Below are 14,073 nucleotides of genomic sequence, written 5' to 3'. Positions count from 1 at the left end.
CCCGCGGCCGGGGTCCTGAGCGGGACCCCATCATCCCGCCCAGGACGTGAACCGGCCTGCTTGTCAGTGACAAAGAACCACGCTGAGGTTGCTTGGGCGCTGCGAACCGCAGGTGAGAACGGTCAGGGTGCTACCGCCACCCCCACCACCGCCGTGGCCGCCGGGAGCCTCGAGCCCTTGAAGGTCGAGAAGTGCCATGGTCTACACCTCCTTCCAGTCATCTCGTAGGGGTTCGGACGACGACCCGCCGCGGTTCGGGCCGAGGAACGGAAGGGCGACGGGCTGGTCGTGCAGCGCCGCGCCCAGAGCCAGCAGTACGCCGGCCGAGCCGGTAGCCAGGTCCATCGAGAGACGGAGCAACTGGTTGCCGGGGAATGCGAGTCCACCGCCGTACGGCAAGGCGTGCCAGGCAAGTCCACGAATGAGCGAGTCGGAGGCTTCTGCTTGCATCGCGGCCGAGGCGATCAGGCCTGCGCGGCCCATGAACAGCCCGGACTGGACGAAGTACCCGGCCTCGTTGACGCGTCGGAGAGCGACCAAGGCCTCGGCGAGCTCGTCGTCCGGCCGGTGCCGCAGATAGCGGTCGAGGACGAGCGCGATGCCTGCCGAACCTTCCTCGAGATAGGGCAAGGTCCGCCAGCCCTGGTTGACCTGAAGCGTCCCGTACTCGTCGCGGACGCACCGGCGCAGATCCTGCCGCAGCGCCGTCTCGGCCAGGTCGAGGAGGCCGGTGTCCCCGCTCCGCTCGTACGCCGTCAGGAAGAGCAGCGCGGGTCCCGACGAGCCGAACATCAAGCCGGCGCGCGGATTCCCTTCACCACTGATCTCCGGTACGTCGTCCACGCCGCCGAGCCGATCGGCCACCAGATCGATCACCTGAGTCGCTTCTGTCCGCAGCCCGAAGTGCTGCAGGTTCAGGCCGATGCCGGCCAAGCCGGAGTGCAGCCCGAGTTCGCGTGACTCGAGCGGCTGGGTCAGGCAACGATCCAGTACGTCGAGTGCGTCCTGCCGGTAGCCGAGTTGGTCGAGGACGTGCGCGACGCCGTGCAAGCCGTCGTACAGGCCGGGCCCGGTCGCCGGATCGAGGGCGTGCTTGCGGAGCCAGTCGTCGTACTCCGGGAATCTGCCGGCACCCGTCCGGTGGAGGGCATACAGTACGCCGGCCGCGCCGTACGCGACGCTGGTCCCGCCGCCGGGCTGGAACTGAGCGATGTCGCCGGGGAAGAGCCGGTCGTCGCGCTCCGGCGTGGCGCTGGCCACGATCGCCCGGGTGATCGCAGCGCGGACCTGCTCCCAACTGTCGCGGCCAGGCATCGGCAGCGCCGCCATCGCCTTGTCACCGGCGATGGTGCCGACGGCCTTGCTGATGGTTGCCTTGGGCACCGGGAACGTCTCGGTGATCAGCTGACCGAGATGGTGGACTTTCTCGGGGCACAGCTGCAACAGCATCGTCGTCTGCGGCGCGAAGAGGCCGAGACAAAGGCACGCCAATGCGTAGAGGTCGACGTCGACGCCCTGGCGGCCGGCGGGTGCTACATAGCCCGGGTGCGCCAGGACCGACCGGGCTCGCTGCTCGGCGAGCGTGGCCACCTCGAAGTCGATCAGGACGAGCCGGTCCGTTGCGTCGATCAGGATGTTGTCCGGGTGGAGATCGCCGAAGACGACGCCGCGCTCGTGCAGGGCCCGGACCGCCGCCTCGACTTTGGCGTGCATCTCGAGCGCCCAGTCCGTGTAGCTGCCGAGCGCATCGGACGACGGCTCCGGCCGAGTCAGCGGGTAGCGCCCGACCACCAGGCGCTGAAGTGGGCTGGCGTCGATGAACTCCTGCACCAGGAAGTGATGCCCGCCAAGGACGAAGTAGTCCCGGACCTCCGGTACGACGTCCAGTCCGGCCAGCCGGTCCAGGATGTCCCGCTCGTGCTGCATGCGGGCGACTGCGTCCCGGCGCGCCTCGTCGAGCCCCGCGAAGGGGCGTCCTTCCTTGAGGACAACGCGTTCATTCGTTTCGCGGTGATGACCGAGGTAGACCCCGCCGCCGTTGGAGAACTGGATGACGCTCTCGATCGCGTAATCCAGCTCGTTGGTGGTGACGGCGTTGCGCGCGGCCAGGTGCGGTTCCAGGAACGAGGGGAGCTGCACCCAGGCCGGCGTCGAGAAGACCGGACCGCGCACATCCGGGACCAGCCGGCCGTCGGAGTCCGCGAGCGCGAGTACCCGCTCGCCGGTGTTCGACAGGCAGTACTGCGGGGCGAAGGCGCCGTACCGGACGAAGAGTGGGCCTTCGCCGTACCTGAGGTCGCTGAGGATGTATGGACCGCTGACGCCGTCGAGGATCTCGCCGAGCTCTTTGAGGATGAGCTCGAGGTGGTCCTCGTCGGGCGGATAGATGGTGACGAGCTTGCCGCTCGAGCCGCGGAAGGCGGCCTTGGAGTTCATCATGATCGCGACGGATTCGCTGCGCAGGACCTTGAACGCGAGACCGCGCGGGACGCAGTAGTCCCACACCGCGGCGAGCGCGCGTTCGGCGTCTCCGAGGCAGGACGAGACGTGGATCTTCCAGCCCTGCAAGGGCAAACCGGGGTTGTGGGGTGCGTAGTGCATCCAGATCTCACCGGCGTCGTGCTCCCAGCCGTCCGGCACCGGCCGGGAGCACAGGGCGAAGTCCGCGTCCTCGATGCCGCGGTTCGCCGGGGTGTCGTAGAACTGCCGGTCGGCGAGACAGTAGAGCTCGTATTGCTCCATTGCCGCCCCCCGATTCGTCAGACGCCTCGGTGACATCGTGTCCACCACATGCGCGCGCCGCGTAGTGAATGGCGTCATCACTCGGCCGTGAAGAACGCATCGCCGTACCAACGCGAATGTCACGACAGGTCCGCTGCTGGCGACGGGCCGTCACCATCGTCATCCGGTGTGACGGGCGCGGTCCCTCAGAGTTGCTGAACTCGTAGGAGCGGGCTAGACCGCGATCACGCCCGGTTGCCTGTCGTTCTCAGAACGTTCAACTCCGAGCCTTGGCTGGATATGTATTCGTCTCTAATGTTTTTCCGTCAGGCACCGCGGAGAAGGGCACCATGGACAGACCGCTCGCAGTCCGGGCTCGTGGGATCACCAAGTCGTTCGGCGAGGTGATCGCACTCGACGGTATCGATCTCGATGTGGCGGACGGGCAGATCCACGGGTTGGTCGGGCCGAACGGCGCCGGAAAGACGACCTTGCTCGGCCTGTTGCTGGGACTGGCCGTCGCCGACAGCGGTGGCCTCGAGATCCTCGGTACGCCGGTCGGACGCGCGCTCTCCGTCCCCGACGGCGTGGCGGGTTTCGTCGACGGGCCCGGCCTCTACCCCTCGTTGACCGCCAGGCAGAATCTCGCCGCGCTGCTCGCCCTTCGCGGTGAGCCGACGACCGGGATCGGCGATGCGCTCGATCAGGTCGGGCTCACCGATGTCGCCGACGACCGGGTCCGGGGCTTCTCGCTCGGCATGCGGCAGCGCCTCGGCCTCGCCGCCGCGCTGCTTACCAAGCCCCGGCTGCTGGTGCTCGACGAGCCGTCCAACGGCCTCGACCCCGCCGGCAAGAAGCACGTGTACGGCGTACTCAACCGGCTGGTGGCCGACGGAACCTCCGTGGTGCTCTCGAGCCACCGGATGGACGATGTCGAGGCGCTCTGCTCGGAGGTCACGATCCTTGCGACCGGGCGCGTCGTCTTCTCCGGCCCATTGAGCAAACTGGCGGCCGAGAACGGCGAACTCGACTACCGGCTGCTCACCTCGGACCCGGAGACCACCCGCCGACTGGCCGGCGAAACGGACGGCATCCACATCGTCGACGGGATCGCCGCTGAGCTCCTCGTGGTGCGCGGGCTAGTGTCCGCGCTCGACGAACTCGTGGTGCGGGTCGTGCAAGCGGGCATCGCGGTGCGAGAGCTCGCCCCGGTCGTATCGCCACTCGAAGCCGCGTTCCTAGCCCTCACCGAGCAGCAGGAGCTCAACCAATGACCGCCATTGTCGCTCCAGCCGTCGCCCGGCGGGTTTCAGTCGCGCGGGGCTATCGCTTCGAGCTGGTCAAACTCGTGTCGCAATGGCGGATCCGGGTGATCGTCGTGGCCTGCTGGCTCGCGCCCGCGGCCTTCGTCGCCGTGGTGAGTCAGCAGAGCTCGCTTCCGGCGGACACGCTGTTCGGCCGCTGGATGCACGCCACGGGGTGGGCCGGAGCACTGGTGATGCTCGGCTTCGCCGGAATGTGGGCGCTGCCGCTGCTGACTTCGCTGGTCGCGGGCGATGTGTTCGCTGCCGAAGACCGGCTCGGCACCTGGCGCCATCTTCTGGTGGCGGTCCGGTCACCCCGCCGGATCTTCGTATCGAAGGCATTGGCCAGCCTGACCGTCATTCTGCTGCTCGTAGCCGGTCTGGCCCTCTCCAGTGCCGTCGGCGGTCTCGTTGCTGTCGGCAACCAGCCGCTCATCGGCCTGGACGGTCACCTGCTGACGGGCGGTGACGCCGCGGGCAAGGTCCTGCTCGCCTGGCTCTGTGCCCTCGCCCCAACTCTTGCGCTCGCCGCGATCGGGTTGCTCGGGTCCGTCGTACTGGGGCGGTCTCCGATCGGTCTGCTGCTGCCCGCGCTCGTCGCGCTCGCGATGCAGCTCGCGCAACAGCTGCCGCTTCCGGTCGCCGTACGCCTGGCCCTGCCGGGCTATGCGTTCATCGCCTGGAACGGTCTGTTCACCAGCCCGGCCCAGCTCGGCCCGCTGCTCATCGGTATTGCGGTCAGTCTGGTGTGGGCCGCCCTCGCAACAACCCTGGCCTACCTGCTCTTCGTACGGCGGGACTTCACGAACTCGACCAGCGACGGCTCGGGCCGGCGTGCGATCACGGCCGGTTTGCTGCCACTCGTCGTACTGTTCGGCATCACCATCGCAGCCGTCACGCCCGCGATCGGTTCCGATGCCGGGATCACGCAGACGAAGGTGCAGCAGTCGCTGGCCATCGAGTTCGCGCATCTCTACCGCCTGCAGACCAAGCAGCTCAACCGGCCCGACGTCACCGAGGCCCAGCTGAACACGACGGCGGAGTGCACCAAGGGCGGCGGCCAGGACGCGACCGTTGGCCCAGGCAACGACTGGCGGTGCGTGGTGACCTGGCATCTGCCCGATGTCGCGGCCGCCGGCACGGCCATCTACCAGCTCGACGTCTCCGCCGACGGCAGGTATTCCGCCGACGGCGACGGTCCGAAGGAAGTCAACGGGTACTTCCAGGTGCGCACCCCTACCGGGGATGCACCGAACCCGCTCTGGCAGTTCGACGGCAACGTCGAGCTGCTGTCCGCCTCCCCGAAGGGATAACTCAATGCAGGTAACACGCCGCCGTCTTCGGCGTGAGGACAAAGGCCTCCTCAGCCGGCGGTTAGGCCGCCGGACGACGCTGGTCACCGCGGGCACCACCGCGGTCGCCGTGGCCATCGCGGGAACCGCAGTCGCCTCGACCCACCAGTTCGGGACCGACCAGGTCGGTCAGGTCACGGACAAGGGCCAGGTCGTCTCCGCCGATCAGTACATCAAGCCGATCGGCGACCGCCTTGTTCTCCAAAAGGGCAAGATCATGTCGTCGACGGTCAGCCCGGACGGCAGCCACCTGGCCGCCTCGGTGACCGACGGCGGGATGGCCCTGGCGATCGTCGACCTGAAGAACTGGAAGGTCCAGCAGTACGTCGGCAACAACGCCGCCGCGGACCTGAAGATCCCGGGCAACGACATCGGCCAGGAGGGTCCGACGTACTCGCCGGACGGCAAGCAGCTGTGGCTGGGCCAGTCGGACGGCTACCGCCGGTTCACGGTGAACCCGGATGGCTCGCTCGCGAACCCGACGTTCGTGACGATCGCGGCGGACGGCACCAAGCACGCGCTGGTCGGCGAAGCCGTCTTCTCGCCGGACAGCTCCACCGTGTACTCCGCGGTCAACGGCCAGAACCGCGTGGTCGCCATCGACACCGCGACCGGCACCATCAAGCAGAGCTGGGCCGTCGGCAACGCGCCGCGCGACCTGGCCATGGTCGGCAACAAGCTGTACGTGAGCAACGAGGGTGGCCGGCCCGCCAAGCCCGGTGACCCGACGATCAACTCGTACGGCACCCAGGTGGTGGCCTCCCAGGTCACCGCGGCGACCACGACCGGCACAGTCAGTGTGATCGACCTGTCGAACCCGGCGGCCGCGCCCGCGAGCATCGACGTCGGTCTGCACCCGACCGCACTGTACGCCAAGAACGGCGCGCTGTTCGTCACGAACGTTGCCACCAACAACGTGTCCGTGATCGACACCAAGCGCGACAAGGTCGTCCAGACCATCGCCACCCAGCCGTGGCCGGAGGCATCGGTCGGATACGAGCCGGATGGCGTCACGCTCACCGACGACGGCCACCTGCTGGTGTCGCTCGGCCGCGCGAACGCGGTCGCGGTCTACAAGTACAAGAACCCGCTCGAGCCGGTCAGCTACGTCGGCCTGCTCCCGACGGACTACTTCCCGGCCGAGCTCGCGCAGGTCGGCAATCAGATCGTCGTCTCGAACACCCGCGGTGTCGACGCCCGTCGGACCACGACCGCCGCCGGGCACGGCACCCACGACACGACGTCGAGCCTGACCCGGTTCACGCTGCCGAACGACCAGTCGATCCACGGCCTCACCGCACAGGTCTTCCAGCAGAACGGCTGGACCCCCGGCTCGGCCCAGGTGACCTCCGGCAAGGGCGCGCAGCCGGTGCCGGTCCCGCTGCGGCTCGGTGACCCGTCGACGATCAAGCACGTCTTCTTGATCGTCAAGGAGAACCGGACCTACGACCAGGTGTACGGCGACATCCCGGAGGGCAACGGCGACCCGGCGCTGACGCAGTACGGCGAGAACGTGACGCCGAACCAGCACGCGATGGCCAAGCAGTTCGGGCTGTACGACAACACCTACGACATCGGCACGAACTCGGCCGAGGGTCACAACTGGCTGATGCAGGCGGACAACCCGGAGTACACCGAGTCCTCCGCTGGTGAGTACACCCGAAGCTACGACACCGAGGACGACGCGCTCGGCCACCAGAAGAGCGGCTTCATCTGGACCGGTGCCCAGGCGGCCGGCAAGACCGTCAAGGACTACGGCGAGTTCCAGTCGTTCGAGCAGAAGCCGGCCGGTGCGACCTGGCAGAACCTGTACTGCGACACCAAGAACATGGTCGCCACCGGGCAGGACACCGCCTACCCGATCAAGACCGGTTCGGCGATCCCGTCGCTGAACGCGGTCTCGGTGCCCGGCTTCCCGCTCTTCGACACCAGTGTTCCGGACATCTACAAGGCCCAGATCTGGAAGAAGGACTTCGCGAAGTTCGGGCCGGCCAACTTCAACATGTTCTGGCTGTCGAACGACCACACCGGTGGCCCGCCGAACGGTGCCGCCCAGGTCGCCGACAACGACCTCGCCACCGGCCAGATCGTGGACGAGATCTCGCACAGCAAGTACTGGAAGGACTCGGCGATCTTCGTCGTCGAGGACGACTCCCAGGCCGGTCTCGACCACGTCGACGGCCACCGGGCGCCGATCCAGATCATCAGCCCGTACGCCCAGCACGGTGTGGTGGACAACCACTACTACACCCAGATCACGATGATCCGCACGATCGAGCAGATCCTCGGGATCAAGCCGATGAACCAGAAGGACACCGCGGCCACCCCGATGTTCGGGGCGTTCACACAGCGGCCGGACTTCACTCCGTTCAAGTCGGTGCCGAACCGGACCTCGCTGACGGCGGGTCTGAGCACGGTTCCGACCTGTGGCGCGGACGTGCCCGCAGCGCAGAACCCGAACGCCGCGCCGGCGCCCAAGGCGACGGTGCCCGCGGATCAGCAGGCGATGGCGGCGCAGTGGGAGGCATGGAAAGCCCAGCAGCGGACCACCGGTCCGAACGCGAAGGCCGACTTCGCCAACCCGGCGCAGATGAACCACTTCGACTGGTACCAGGCGCACGACTGGACCACGCCGTACCCCGGCGAGGCCAAGATCCTGGCACCGAACGACGTACCCGGTGCGGTCATCCCGTCAGCGGAGAACGACGGCTGACCTAGATCGCCGAACCACGGAAGGTCCCTGGCAGCCGGCCGGGGACCTTCCGTGCTTCGGAACGTGCTTTGCCCTCTGTGCGTCTATTGTCCGGCGTGGAAACAGCTGTGGACCGAGGAGGCGCACGTGGACGAAGCGGCGATCGCCGTACTGATCGTCATCCTGCTGGGCGCGGCTGGGATCACGTGGGGCATCGTTGCGCTCGTACGACGGCAGCAGTACATCAAGTCGTTGCGGGACCGCGGCTGGATCTTCGTGAACAGCCCGGCCTTCGACGCCGTGGAGCGGCTCGGCAACCCGCCGTTCGGGCTCGGCTTCCGCCGCCGGCCCGACGATCAGATCGCCGGCCTGACCAGCCTCGGCAGGCCGTTCCAGGTGATCGAGTACAGCTCCGAGCACTGGTCGGGGTGGGTCGGGATGGTCACGCTGTCCCGACGGCTTCCGGAGTTGTGGATCACCGGCGGTGAGACCCAGCCGCGGTACGGCGTGGAGGCGGTGATGGTGCCGTCCCAGCTCGGGCCCGGCTGGCAGGTCGGTGCGCTCGACCCGGCGTTTGCCGCGGCGGTGCTGACCCCGCAGGTGTGTGAGCAGCTGAACGTGATGGCCGCGGGCGGGCCCGGTGTGAACCTGAGCATCGACGGGGATCAGCTGGTGATGCTGGACCCGCCGCGCAAGGAGGTCGAGCTTCTCGCCTACTGGCTGGAAGTGCTCGCCACCGTGGCCGCGGTGATCGACGACACGCCGCTGGATCACTGGATCCAGCCGGTGAAGCCGTGGGGTATGACCTTCTACCATCACCCGGACTGGCAGTGGATCGGCGTCGACGACAGCCTGCTGCAGACCACGCCGGTGACGCAGTCCGGCCACGATCACAGCACCAGCGAGGTGATCCGCGGCCGCGATGGCGACGGTCCGCCGTTTGTCGCCTTCACCCACCACTGGAAGACCACCCGCACCGAGACCTACACCGACAGCGAAGGCCGGTCCCAGACCCGGACCGTGGTCGAGAACCACAGCGAGCCGATCCTCGGTTTCCAGCTGCCGATCCGGATGCCGTGGCTCCAAGTCGCCAACCGCGGCCGCGGGATCACCTTCGAGAGCGAGGCCTTCAACAAGCAGTTCTCCGTCACCGCGCAGGACCCCAAGTTCGCGTACGACGTCATCCACCCGCGCCAGATGGAATACCTGATGGCGAACCCACCCGCGCCGTTCCGGATCGTCGACGACTGGGCCTGGTTTTCAACCGGCGTACACAATCAGCCGGCGATCGCCCACAGCTCGCACTTCCTGCGCGGCTTCCTGTCCCGCATCCCGCGCTTCGCCTGGCGAAACCTCGGCCTCCCGGACACGCCGTACCCACCCCAGGACCGAACTCCAGTGCCGGATCACGGCGAATAACTGGTCACCTACTCCAGGTCGGCGGCGGTGAGGGTGCCGTTGGTGATGTCTGTCGCGATTGTGCTGAGGCGCAGGTGGTTGCGGCGGGCGTGATCGCGCATCAGCGTGAAGGCGGCGCTGAGGGCGATGTCCGCGCTCGCGGCCAGGACGCCCTTCGCCTGCTCGATCACGATCCGGCTGTTCAGGGCGCTCTGGAGCTGCTCGGCCAGGAGCTCACTGGACCGGATCGCGCGCTCGTGCAGCAGGGCAACGGTGGCGATGTCGCACAGCGCCTGTCCGAGATCGAGGTCGTCCTCGCTCAGCGTAGAGCGCTGGGAGCAGAAGAGACCGAGGGTGCCGATCACCTGTCCGCGCAGCCGGAGCGGTAGTGCGTGGGTCGACGCGTAGCCCGCGGCGGTGGCAGCAGCCTGGAACCGTGGCCAGCGATGGCTGAACTCGTCGAGGTTGACGTTCGCCACCTGCTGACCCGTGGTGTAGCAGTCCAGACAGGGCCCTTCGTCGTTCTGCAGGACGAACAACTCGAGCAGTCTGGCTTCCTCGGTCGTGGAGGCCATCACCTGCAATCGGCCGCGCTGATCGGCCAGGATCAGCCCCGCGGCATCGGCATCGAGGAGTTCGACGCTCCGTTCACACAGCAGGTGCAGGAGGTCGATCACGTCGAAATCGTCGACGAGGGTATCGGCGAGCTCGACAAAGACTCGCCCGAGGCGTTGCTCCCTGGTCATGACCTGGTTCCTTTCCCGGCCGGTTGGTCGCTTCTGCGCATCGCCCTGCCTATTCATCATGCTCCGTCGGAGGAGAAGTTGAGCCGCCGGTGCACGACATCCTTGGCGATGTCGAACAGTGATCGCTCGGTCGCGTAGGCGTGGGCCCGGATCAGGAGCAACGCCTCGGTCAGTCCGACGGCGGCCTGGACCGAGACCATCCCGGTGGCTTGATGGATTTCGCGGTGCCCGTCGGCGACCTCGGCGAGCAGGGGGTGCAACTCGCCGGGCGGGGCGCCATGTTGCAGGTCGAGCAGGATGGTGGTGGCGGCGGACGCGAAGTCGAGCGCCTCGGCGAGCTCGAGGCTGTCCAGCGCTCCGGTGGTGCGGCGGTAGAGGTCGAGCACACCGAGCCGGATCGCGCCCACCTGGAGCGGAAACGCGAAGATCGCTGCGACGCCGGCGTCGGCCGCCGACGCGGCGAAGCCCGGCGACCATGTCGAACCGGTCCGGGCCAGATCTGGCAGCAGGACCGGCCTGCCCTCTCGTGATGCGTCCAGACAGGGGCCTTCGCCGAGGGTTTGCTGCAGGTTCTCCAGCGCGGCTGCCGGCGCATCGCTGGCGACCAGCAGACCTGCGTGGCCCGCCGAGGTCATCAACGCCACGCCTGCACCGTCGATTGGAATTGCGCCGATCAGCGCTGCGCACAGCCGATCCAGCACCTGCTCGGCGGTGCTCGTGTGGCCAGGAGGGTCGGTGAGGACCTCGAGGAGGATCTGGCGCACTCGGGGTGATGCCACGGATCAGCTCACCTCGAACCTCCTGCGTGCGCCTTGCTCACCCGACCGGCAGGCCCGGTCATGACGTCACTGTTTCAGCCTGCCTGCTGGACGGAGCGATGTCCACCGGACGCACCGGGGTGCCATGGCCTACCTCGCCGCGAGGTTCTCTTCGCCGGGGTCCGGTTGCGCCACGTGACAGGCTGCGTCGTGGTTGTCGCCGAGGCGGCGGCGGGTGGGGGTGATGTGGTGGCACTCGTCGACCACCAGGGGGCAACGCCAGCGGAAGCGGCACCCGGGAGTCGGGTCGATGACCTTCGGTGGTTCGCCGGTGTCGCCCTCGACGGCGGCAGTGAGCGGAGCTCGTGGATCGGGCACCGCGCCGAGGAGCAGGTCGGTGTAGGGGTGCTTGGGATTCGCCAGTACGGACTCGGTCGGGCCGGACTCGACGATGTGACCGGCGTACATGATGACGAGGCGGTCGGCGACGTACCGGGCGCTGGCGATGTCGTGGGTGATGTAGAGGAAGGACACACCTTCCGACCGGCGCAGCTCCGCCATCAGGTTGAGCAGGCCGATGCGGATCGACACGTCGAGCATCGAGACCGGTTCGTCGGCCAGGATCAGCTTGGGCTTGTGCGCCAAGGCCTGGGCGAACCCGATCCGTTGCCGTTGGCCACCACTGAGCTCGTAGGGGTAGCGGTGCATGATCTCGCCGGCCGGGGCCAGTCCGACCGCCTCGACGACGCGCTCGGCTTCGTCGTACCGCTGGGAACGCGTCAGGTCGGTGCGGTGCAGTTTGAGGCTGCGCAGGATTCCGTGCGAGACGCGGAAGGCGGGATTGAGGGAGCTGAACGGATCCTGGAACACCATCGGTACGTCGCTGCGGTAGGCCAGCTGGTCTCGGCGCGAGCGCATGCTCGACAGGGCCTGGCCTTGGTAGTAGATCTCGCCGTCCGTCGGCTTGTAGACGCCCGCGAGCAGCCGGGCGATGGTGCTCTTGCCGCTGCCGCTTTCTCCCGCCAGAGCGACAATCTCCTGCCGGCCGATGGTGAGATCGACGTCGTCGACCGCGTGCAGCATCTTGCGGGAAAGCCCGCGGCCGACCCGGAAGTGACGAGTGAGCTTCTTCGTCTCGAGGAGCGGCGCAGAGTCCGAGTCGGTCGAGCTGAGCTGGTCGACGTTCACCGAGGTCATGAGGTTGCCTCCCGGATGGGGTCGGCCGCGTGGGTCTGGCCGGGTGCGTGCAGTAGGCAGCGGGCCTGGACGGAGCCGACCTGGTAGAGCTCGGGCTCGATCTTGGGGCAGTCTTCGAAGGCCACTGGGCAGCGGGGATGGAAGCGGCAGCCGCTCGGAGGATGGGCGAGGTTCGGCGGGCTCCCCGGAATCCCGGTCAGCGGCACCTTCGGGCCGCGGATCGACGGGAACGCGTCGAGCAGACCCTTGCTGTACGGATGGGCCGGATTGTCGAACACGGCTCGGGTGGCGCCGAGTTCGACGACCTGACCGGCGTACATCACCACGAGCCGGTCGGAGAAGTGGCTGACCAGGGACATGTCATGGGTGACGAAGACGACCGCGAAGCCGAGCTTCTGCTGCAGGTCCTTGATCTGCACCATCAGCGACCGTTGCGCCACCACATCGAGCGCCGACGTCGGCTCGTCCATGATGATGAGGTCCGGCGTGAACAGCAGGGCCATCGCGATCATGGCGCGCTGCCGCATCCCGCCGCTGAGCTGGTGCGGGTAGCTCTTGAGATGGATCGGGTCGATGCCGACGAGCCGCAGTACCTCGGCCGGACGATCGTCGGTGACCGGTTCGTCGTGCGCCATGATCGCGTCCTTGAACTGGCCGCCGATGCTCTTCACCGGGTTCAGTGCGTTCATCGCGCTCTGCATCACCACGGAGAAGTCCCGCCAGCGCAACGCGGCCAGCTTCGTCTCACTCATCGCGACCAGGTTCTGACCTTGGAACCGCACGCTGCCACCGGTGATGGCAGCGGGTGAGCTCAGCAGTTGGGCGATGGCGAACAGCAGCGTCGACTTGCCGCAGCCCGACTCGCCGACCACACCGACGAACTCACCGGCATGTACGTCGAGATCGACCGCGTCGACGGCGACGACCGGACGGTCACCGGTGTCGTACTCGACGGTGAGATCACGGACCTCAAGAATTGGCTTTGGCACGTCGCCTCCGAACCGGCCGCAGCGCGGGGTTGCTGATCTCGTCGAACGCATAGTTGAGCAGGGCAAACGAAACACCGAGCAGCGCGACCGCCAGCCCCGGCGACAGCGCCCACGCGGGAAGACCGTTGACCAGGGCACCTTGGTTCTGGGCCCAGTAGAGCATCGTGCCCCAGCTCAGCGAGTTCGGGTCGCCGAGCCCGAGGAACTGCAGGCCGGCCGCGGTGAGGACCGAGTAGAGCGCGGCGCCGAGGAAGTTCGCGACGATCAGCGAGAGCATCGTCGGCAGTACCTCGACCACGATGATGTACGACCGGCGTTCACCGCGGACGCGGGCCGATTCGAGGAAGTCCCGGTTGCGCAACGACATCGCCTGCGCGCGCATCTGCCGGGCGCCGTACGACCAGCCGGTCAGGATCAGCACGATGATGATCACGGTCAGATTGCCCTTACCGGCGTACGTCGCCAGCACGATGATCAGCGGGAACGTCGGCAGCACCAGGAAGATGTCGGTCAGCATCGACAACCCGTCGTCGGCCAGACCGCCGAGGTACGCGGCCGAGACGCCGATGAGGACGGACAGGATCGTCGCGCCGGCGCCCGCGCCGACGGCGATCAGCAGTGATTCCCGGGTGCTGTAGATGAGTTCGGCGTACACGTCCTGACCGAGGCCCGTGGTGCCGAGCCAGTGCTTACCCGACGGCCCCTCCAGCGGTACGTCGCCGATCGCGCGGGGATCGCCGTGCAGCCACGGGACAAAGAGATGCGGGAACGCGGCGAGCAGGATGAACAGGAGCAGCAGAGACGCTCCGGCCACGGCCTTGCGGTTGCCCAGGATGGCCCGGAGCAGCCCTCCTCGCGGGCGGCGCGCCGCACTCGAGACGGGTGCCGACGCGCCGGCAACTACTGCGCTCATCTT

The 14,073-nt window shown here is 67.7% G+C and carries 11 protein-coding genes; 4 read left to right on the top strand and 7 right to left on the bottom strand.

The annotated features are described in order from the left end of the window. Nucleotides 1–63 precede the first annotated feature (63 nt). Together EV646_RS08070 and lanKC are read right to left on the bottom strand one after the other, a co-directional pair. On the bottom strand, nucleotides 64–198 hold the full coding sequence (locus EV646_RS08070) for a SapB/AmfS family lanthipeptide (RefSeq protein ID WP_132145594.1): 135 nt from the start codon (nucleotides 196–198) through the stop codon (nucleotides 64–66). A gap of 3 nt (nucleotides 199–201) precedes the next feature. Continuing rightward, on the bottom strand, nucleotides 202–2,742 hold the full coding sequence (gene lanKC / locus EV646_RS08065; protein ID WP_132145592.1) for a class III lanthionine synthetase LanKC: 2,541 nt from the start codon (nucleotides 2,740–2,742) through the stop codon (nucleotides 202–204). Between the two features lie 329 nt (nucleotides 2,743–3,071). Here lanKC and EV646_RS08060 point away from each other — a divergent pair, with 329 nt between their 5' ends. From EV646_RS08060 to EV646_RS08045, 4 genes are all read left to right on the top strand, one after another. Next, nucleotides 3,072–3,995, top strand: a complete 924-nt coding sequence (locus EV646_RS08060; protein ID WP_132145591.1) for an ABC transporter ATP-binding protein — start codon at nucleotides 3,072–3,074, stop codon at nucleotides 3,993–3,995. Continuing rightward, entirely contained in the window at nucleotides 3,992–5,338 is a 1,347-nt protein-coding gene (locus EV646_RS08055) for an ABC transporter permease (protein WP_132145589.1), read from the top strand. Before EV646_RS08060 ends, EV646_RS08055 begins: the two co-directional genes overlap by 4 nt. Nucleotides 5,339–5,342: 4 nt before the next feature. Next, nucleotides 5,343–8,090: a bifunctional YncE/alkaline phosphatase family protein gene (locus tag EV646_RS08050; RefSeq protein ID WP_132145587.1), complete on the top strand. Its 2,748-nt coding sequence runs from the start codon at nucleotides 5,343–5,345 to the stop codon at nucleotides 8,088–8,090. Nucleotides 8,091–8,216: 126 nt separating this feature from the next. Continuing rightward, the gene (locus EV646_RS08045) at nucleotides 8,217–9,488 is read left to right on the top strand and encodes a hypothetical protein (RefSeq protein WP_132145585.1); all 1,272 of its coding nucleotides are present in this window, start codon (nucleotides 8,217–8,219) and stop codon (nucleotides 9,486–9,488) included. 8 nt (nucleotides 9,489–9,496) lie between these two features. On the opposite strand, the gene EV646_RS08040 is transcribed toward EV646_RS08045, so the two are convergent. The 5 genes from EV646_RS08040 to EV646_RS08020 all read right to left on the bottom strand — a co-directional run bounded on the left by EV646_RS08040 (nucleotide 9,497) and on the right by EV646_RS08020 (nucleotide 14,070). After that, on the bottom strand, nucleotides 9,497–10,213 hold the full coding sequence (locus EV646_RS08040; protein ID WP_132145583.1) for a GAF and ANTAR domain-containing protein: 717 nt from the start codon (nucleotides 10,211–10,213) through the stop codon (nucleotides 9,497–9,499). Nucleotides 10,214–10,269: 56 nt separating this feature from the next. After that, entirely contained in the window at nucleotides 10,270–10,992 is a 723-nt protein-coding gene (locus tag EV646_RS08035) for a GAF and ANTAR domain-containing protein (RefSeq protein ID WP_132145581.1), read from the bottom strand. Nucleotides 10,993–11,121: 129 nt separating this feature from the next. Continuing rightward, nucleotides 11,122–12,168, bottom strand: coding sequence for an ABC transporter ATP-binding protein (locus EV646_RS08030; RefSeq protein WP_132145579.1), 1,047 nt, complete (start codon nucleotides 12,166–12,168; stop codon nucleotides 11,122–11,124). After that, nucleotides 12,165–13,157: an ABC transporter ATP-binding protein gene (locus EV646_RS08025; protein WP_241995546.1), complete on the bottom strand. Its 993-nt coding sequence runs from the start codon at nucleotides 13,155–13,157 to the stop codon at nucleotides 12,165–12,167. The genes EV646_RS08030 and EV646_RS08025 overlap by 4 nt, the downstream gene beginning before the upstream one ends. Further along, nucleotides 13,138–14,070 carry an ABC transporter permease gene (locus tag EV646_RS08020; protein WP_132145575.1) on the bottom strand — a complete coding sequence of 311 codons (933 nt, stop codon included), beginning with the start codon at nucleotides 14,068–14,070 and terminating at the stop codon, nucleotides 13,138–13,140. Before EV646_RS08020 ends, EV646_RS08025 begins: the two co-directional genes overlap by 20 nt. Between the last annotated feature and the right edge of the window lie 3 nt (nucleotides 14,071–14,073).

The sequence above is a fragment of the Kribbella antiqua genome, assembly GCF_004345665.1.
In the GTDB taxonomy this organism is placed as follows: domain Bacteria; phylum Actinomycetota; class Actinomycetes; order Propionibacteriales; family Kribbellaceae; genus Kribbella; species Kribbella antiqua.
Note: the sequence above shows the minus strand (reverse complement) of the source record. Positions and strands in the feature narration are given on the sequence as shown.

Excerpts from the sequence above, each read along its gene's own strand:
- EV646_RS08070 (WP_132145594.1), bottom strand. The coding sequence starts at position 198 with ATGGCACTTCTCGACCTTCAAGGGCTCGAGGCTCCCGGCGGCCACGGC.
- lanKC (WP_132145592.1), bottom strand. The coding sequence starts at position 2,742 with ATGGAGCAATACGAGCTCTACTGTCTCGCCGACCGGCAGTTCTACGAC.
- EV646_RS08060 (WP_132145591.1), top strand. The coding sequence starts at position 3,072 with ATGGACAGACCGCTCGCAGTCCGGGCTCGTGGGATCACCAAGTCGTTC.
- EV646_RS08055 (WP_132145589.1), top strand. The coding sequence starts at position 3,992 with ATGACCGCCATTGTCGCTCCAGCCGTCGCCCGGCGGGTTTCAGTCGCG.
- EV646_RS08050 (WP_132145587.1), top strand. The coding sequence starts at position 5,343 with ATGCAGGTAACACGCCGCCGTCTTCGGCGTGAGGACAAAGGCCTCCTC.
- EV646_RS08040 (WP_132145583.1), bottom strand. The coding sequence starts at position 10,213 with ATGACCAGGGAGCAACGCCTCGGGCGAGTCTTTGTCGAGCTCGCCGAT.
- EV646_RS08030 (WP_132145579.1), bottom strand. The coding sequence starts at position 12,168 with ATGACCTCGGTGAACGTCGACCAGCTCAGCTCGACCGACTCGGACTCT.
- EV646_RS08020 (WP_132145575.1), bottom strand. The coding sequence starts at position 14,070 with ATGAGCGCAGTAGTTGCCGGCGCGTCGGCACCCGTCTCGAGTGCGGCG.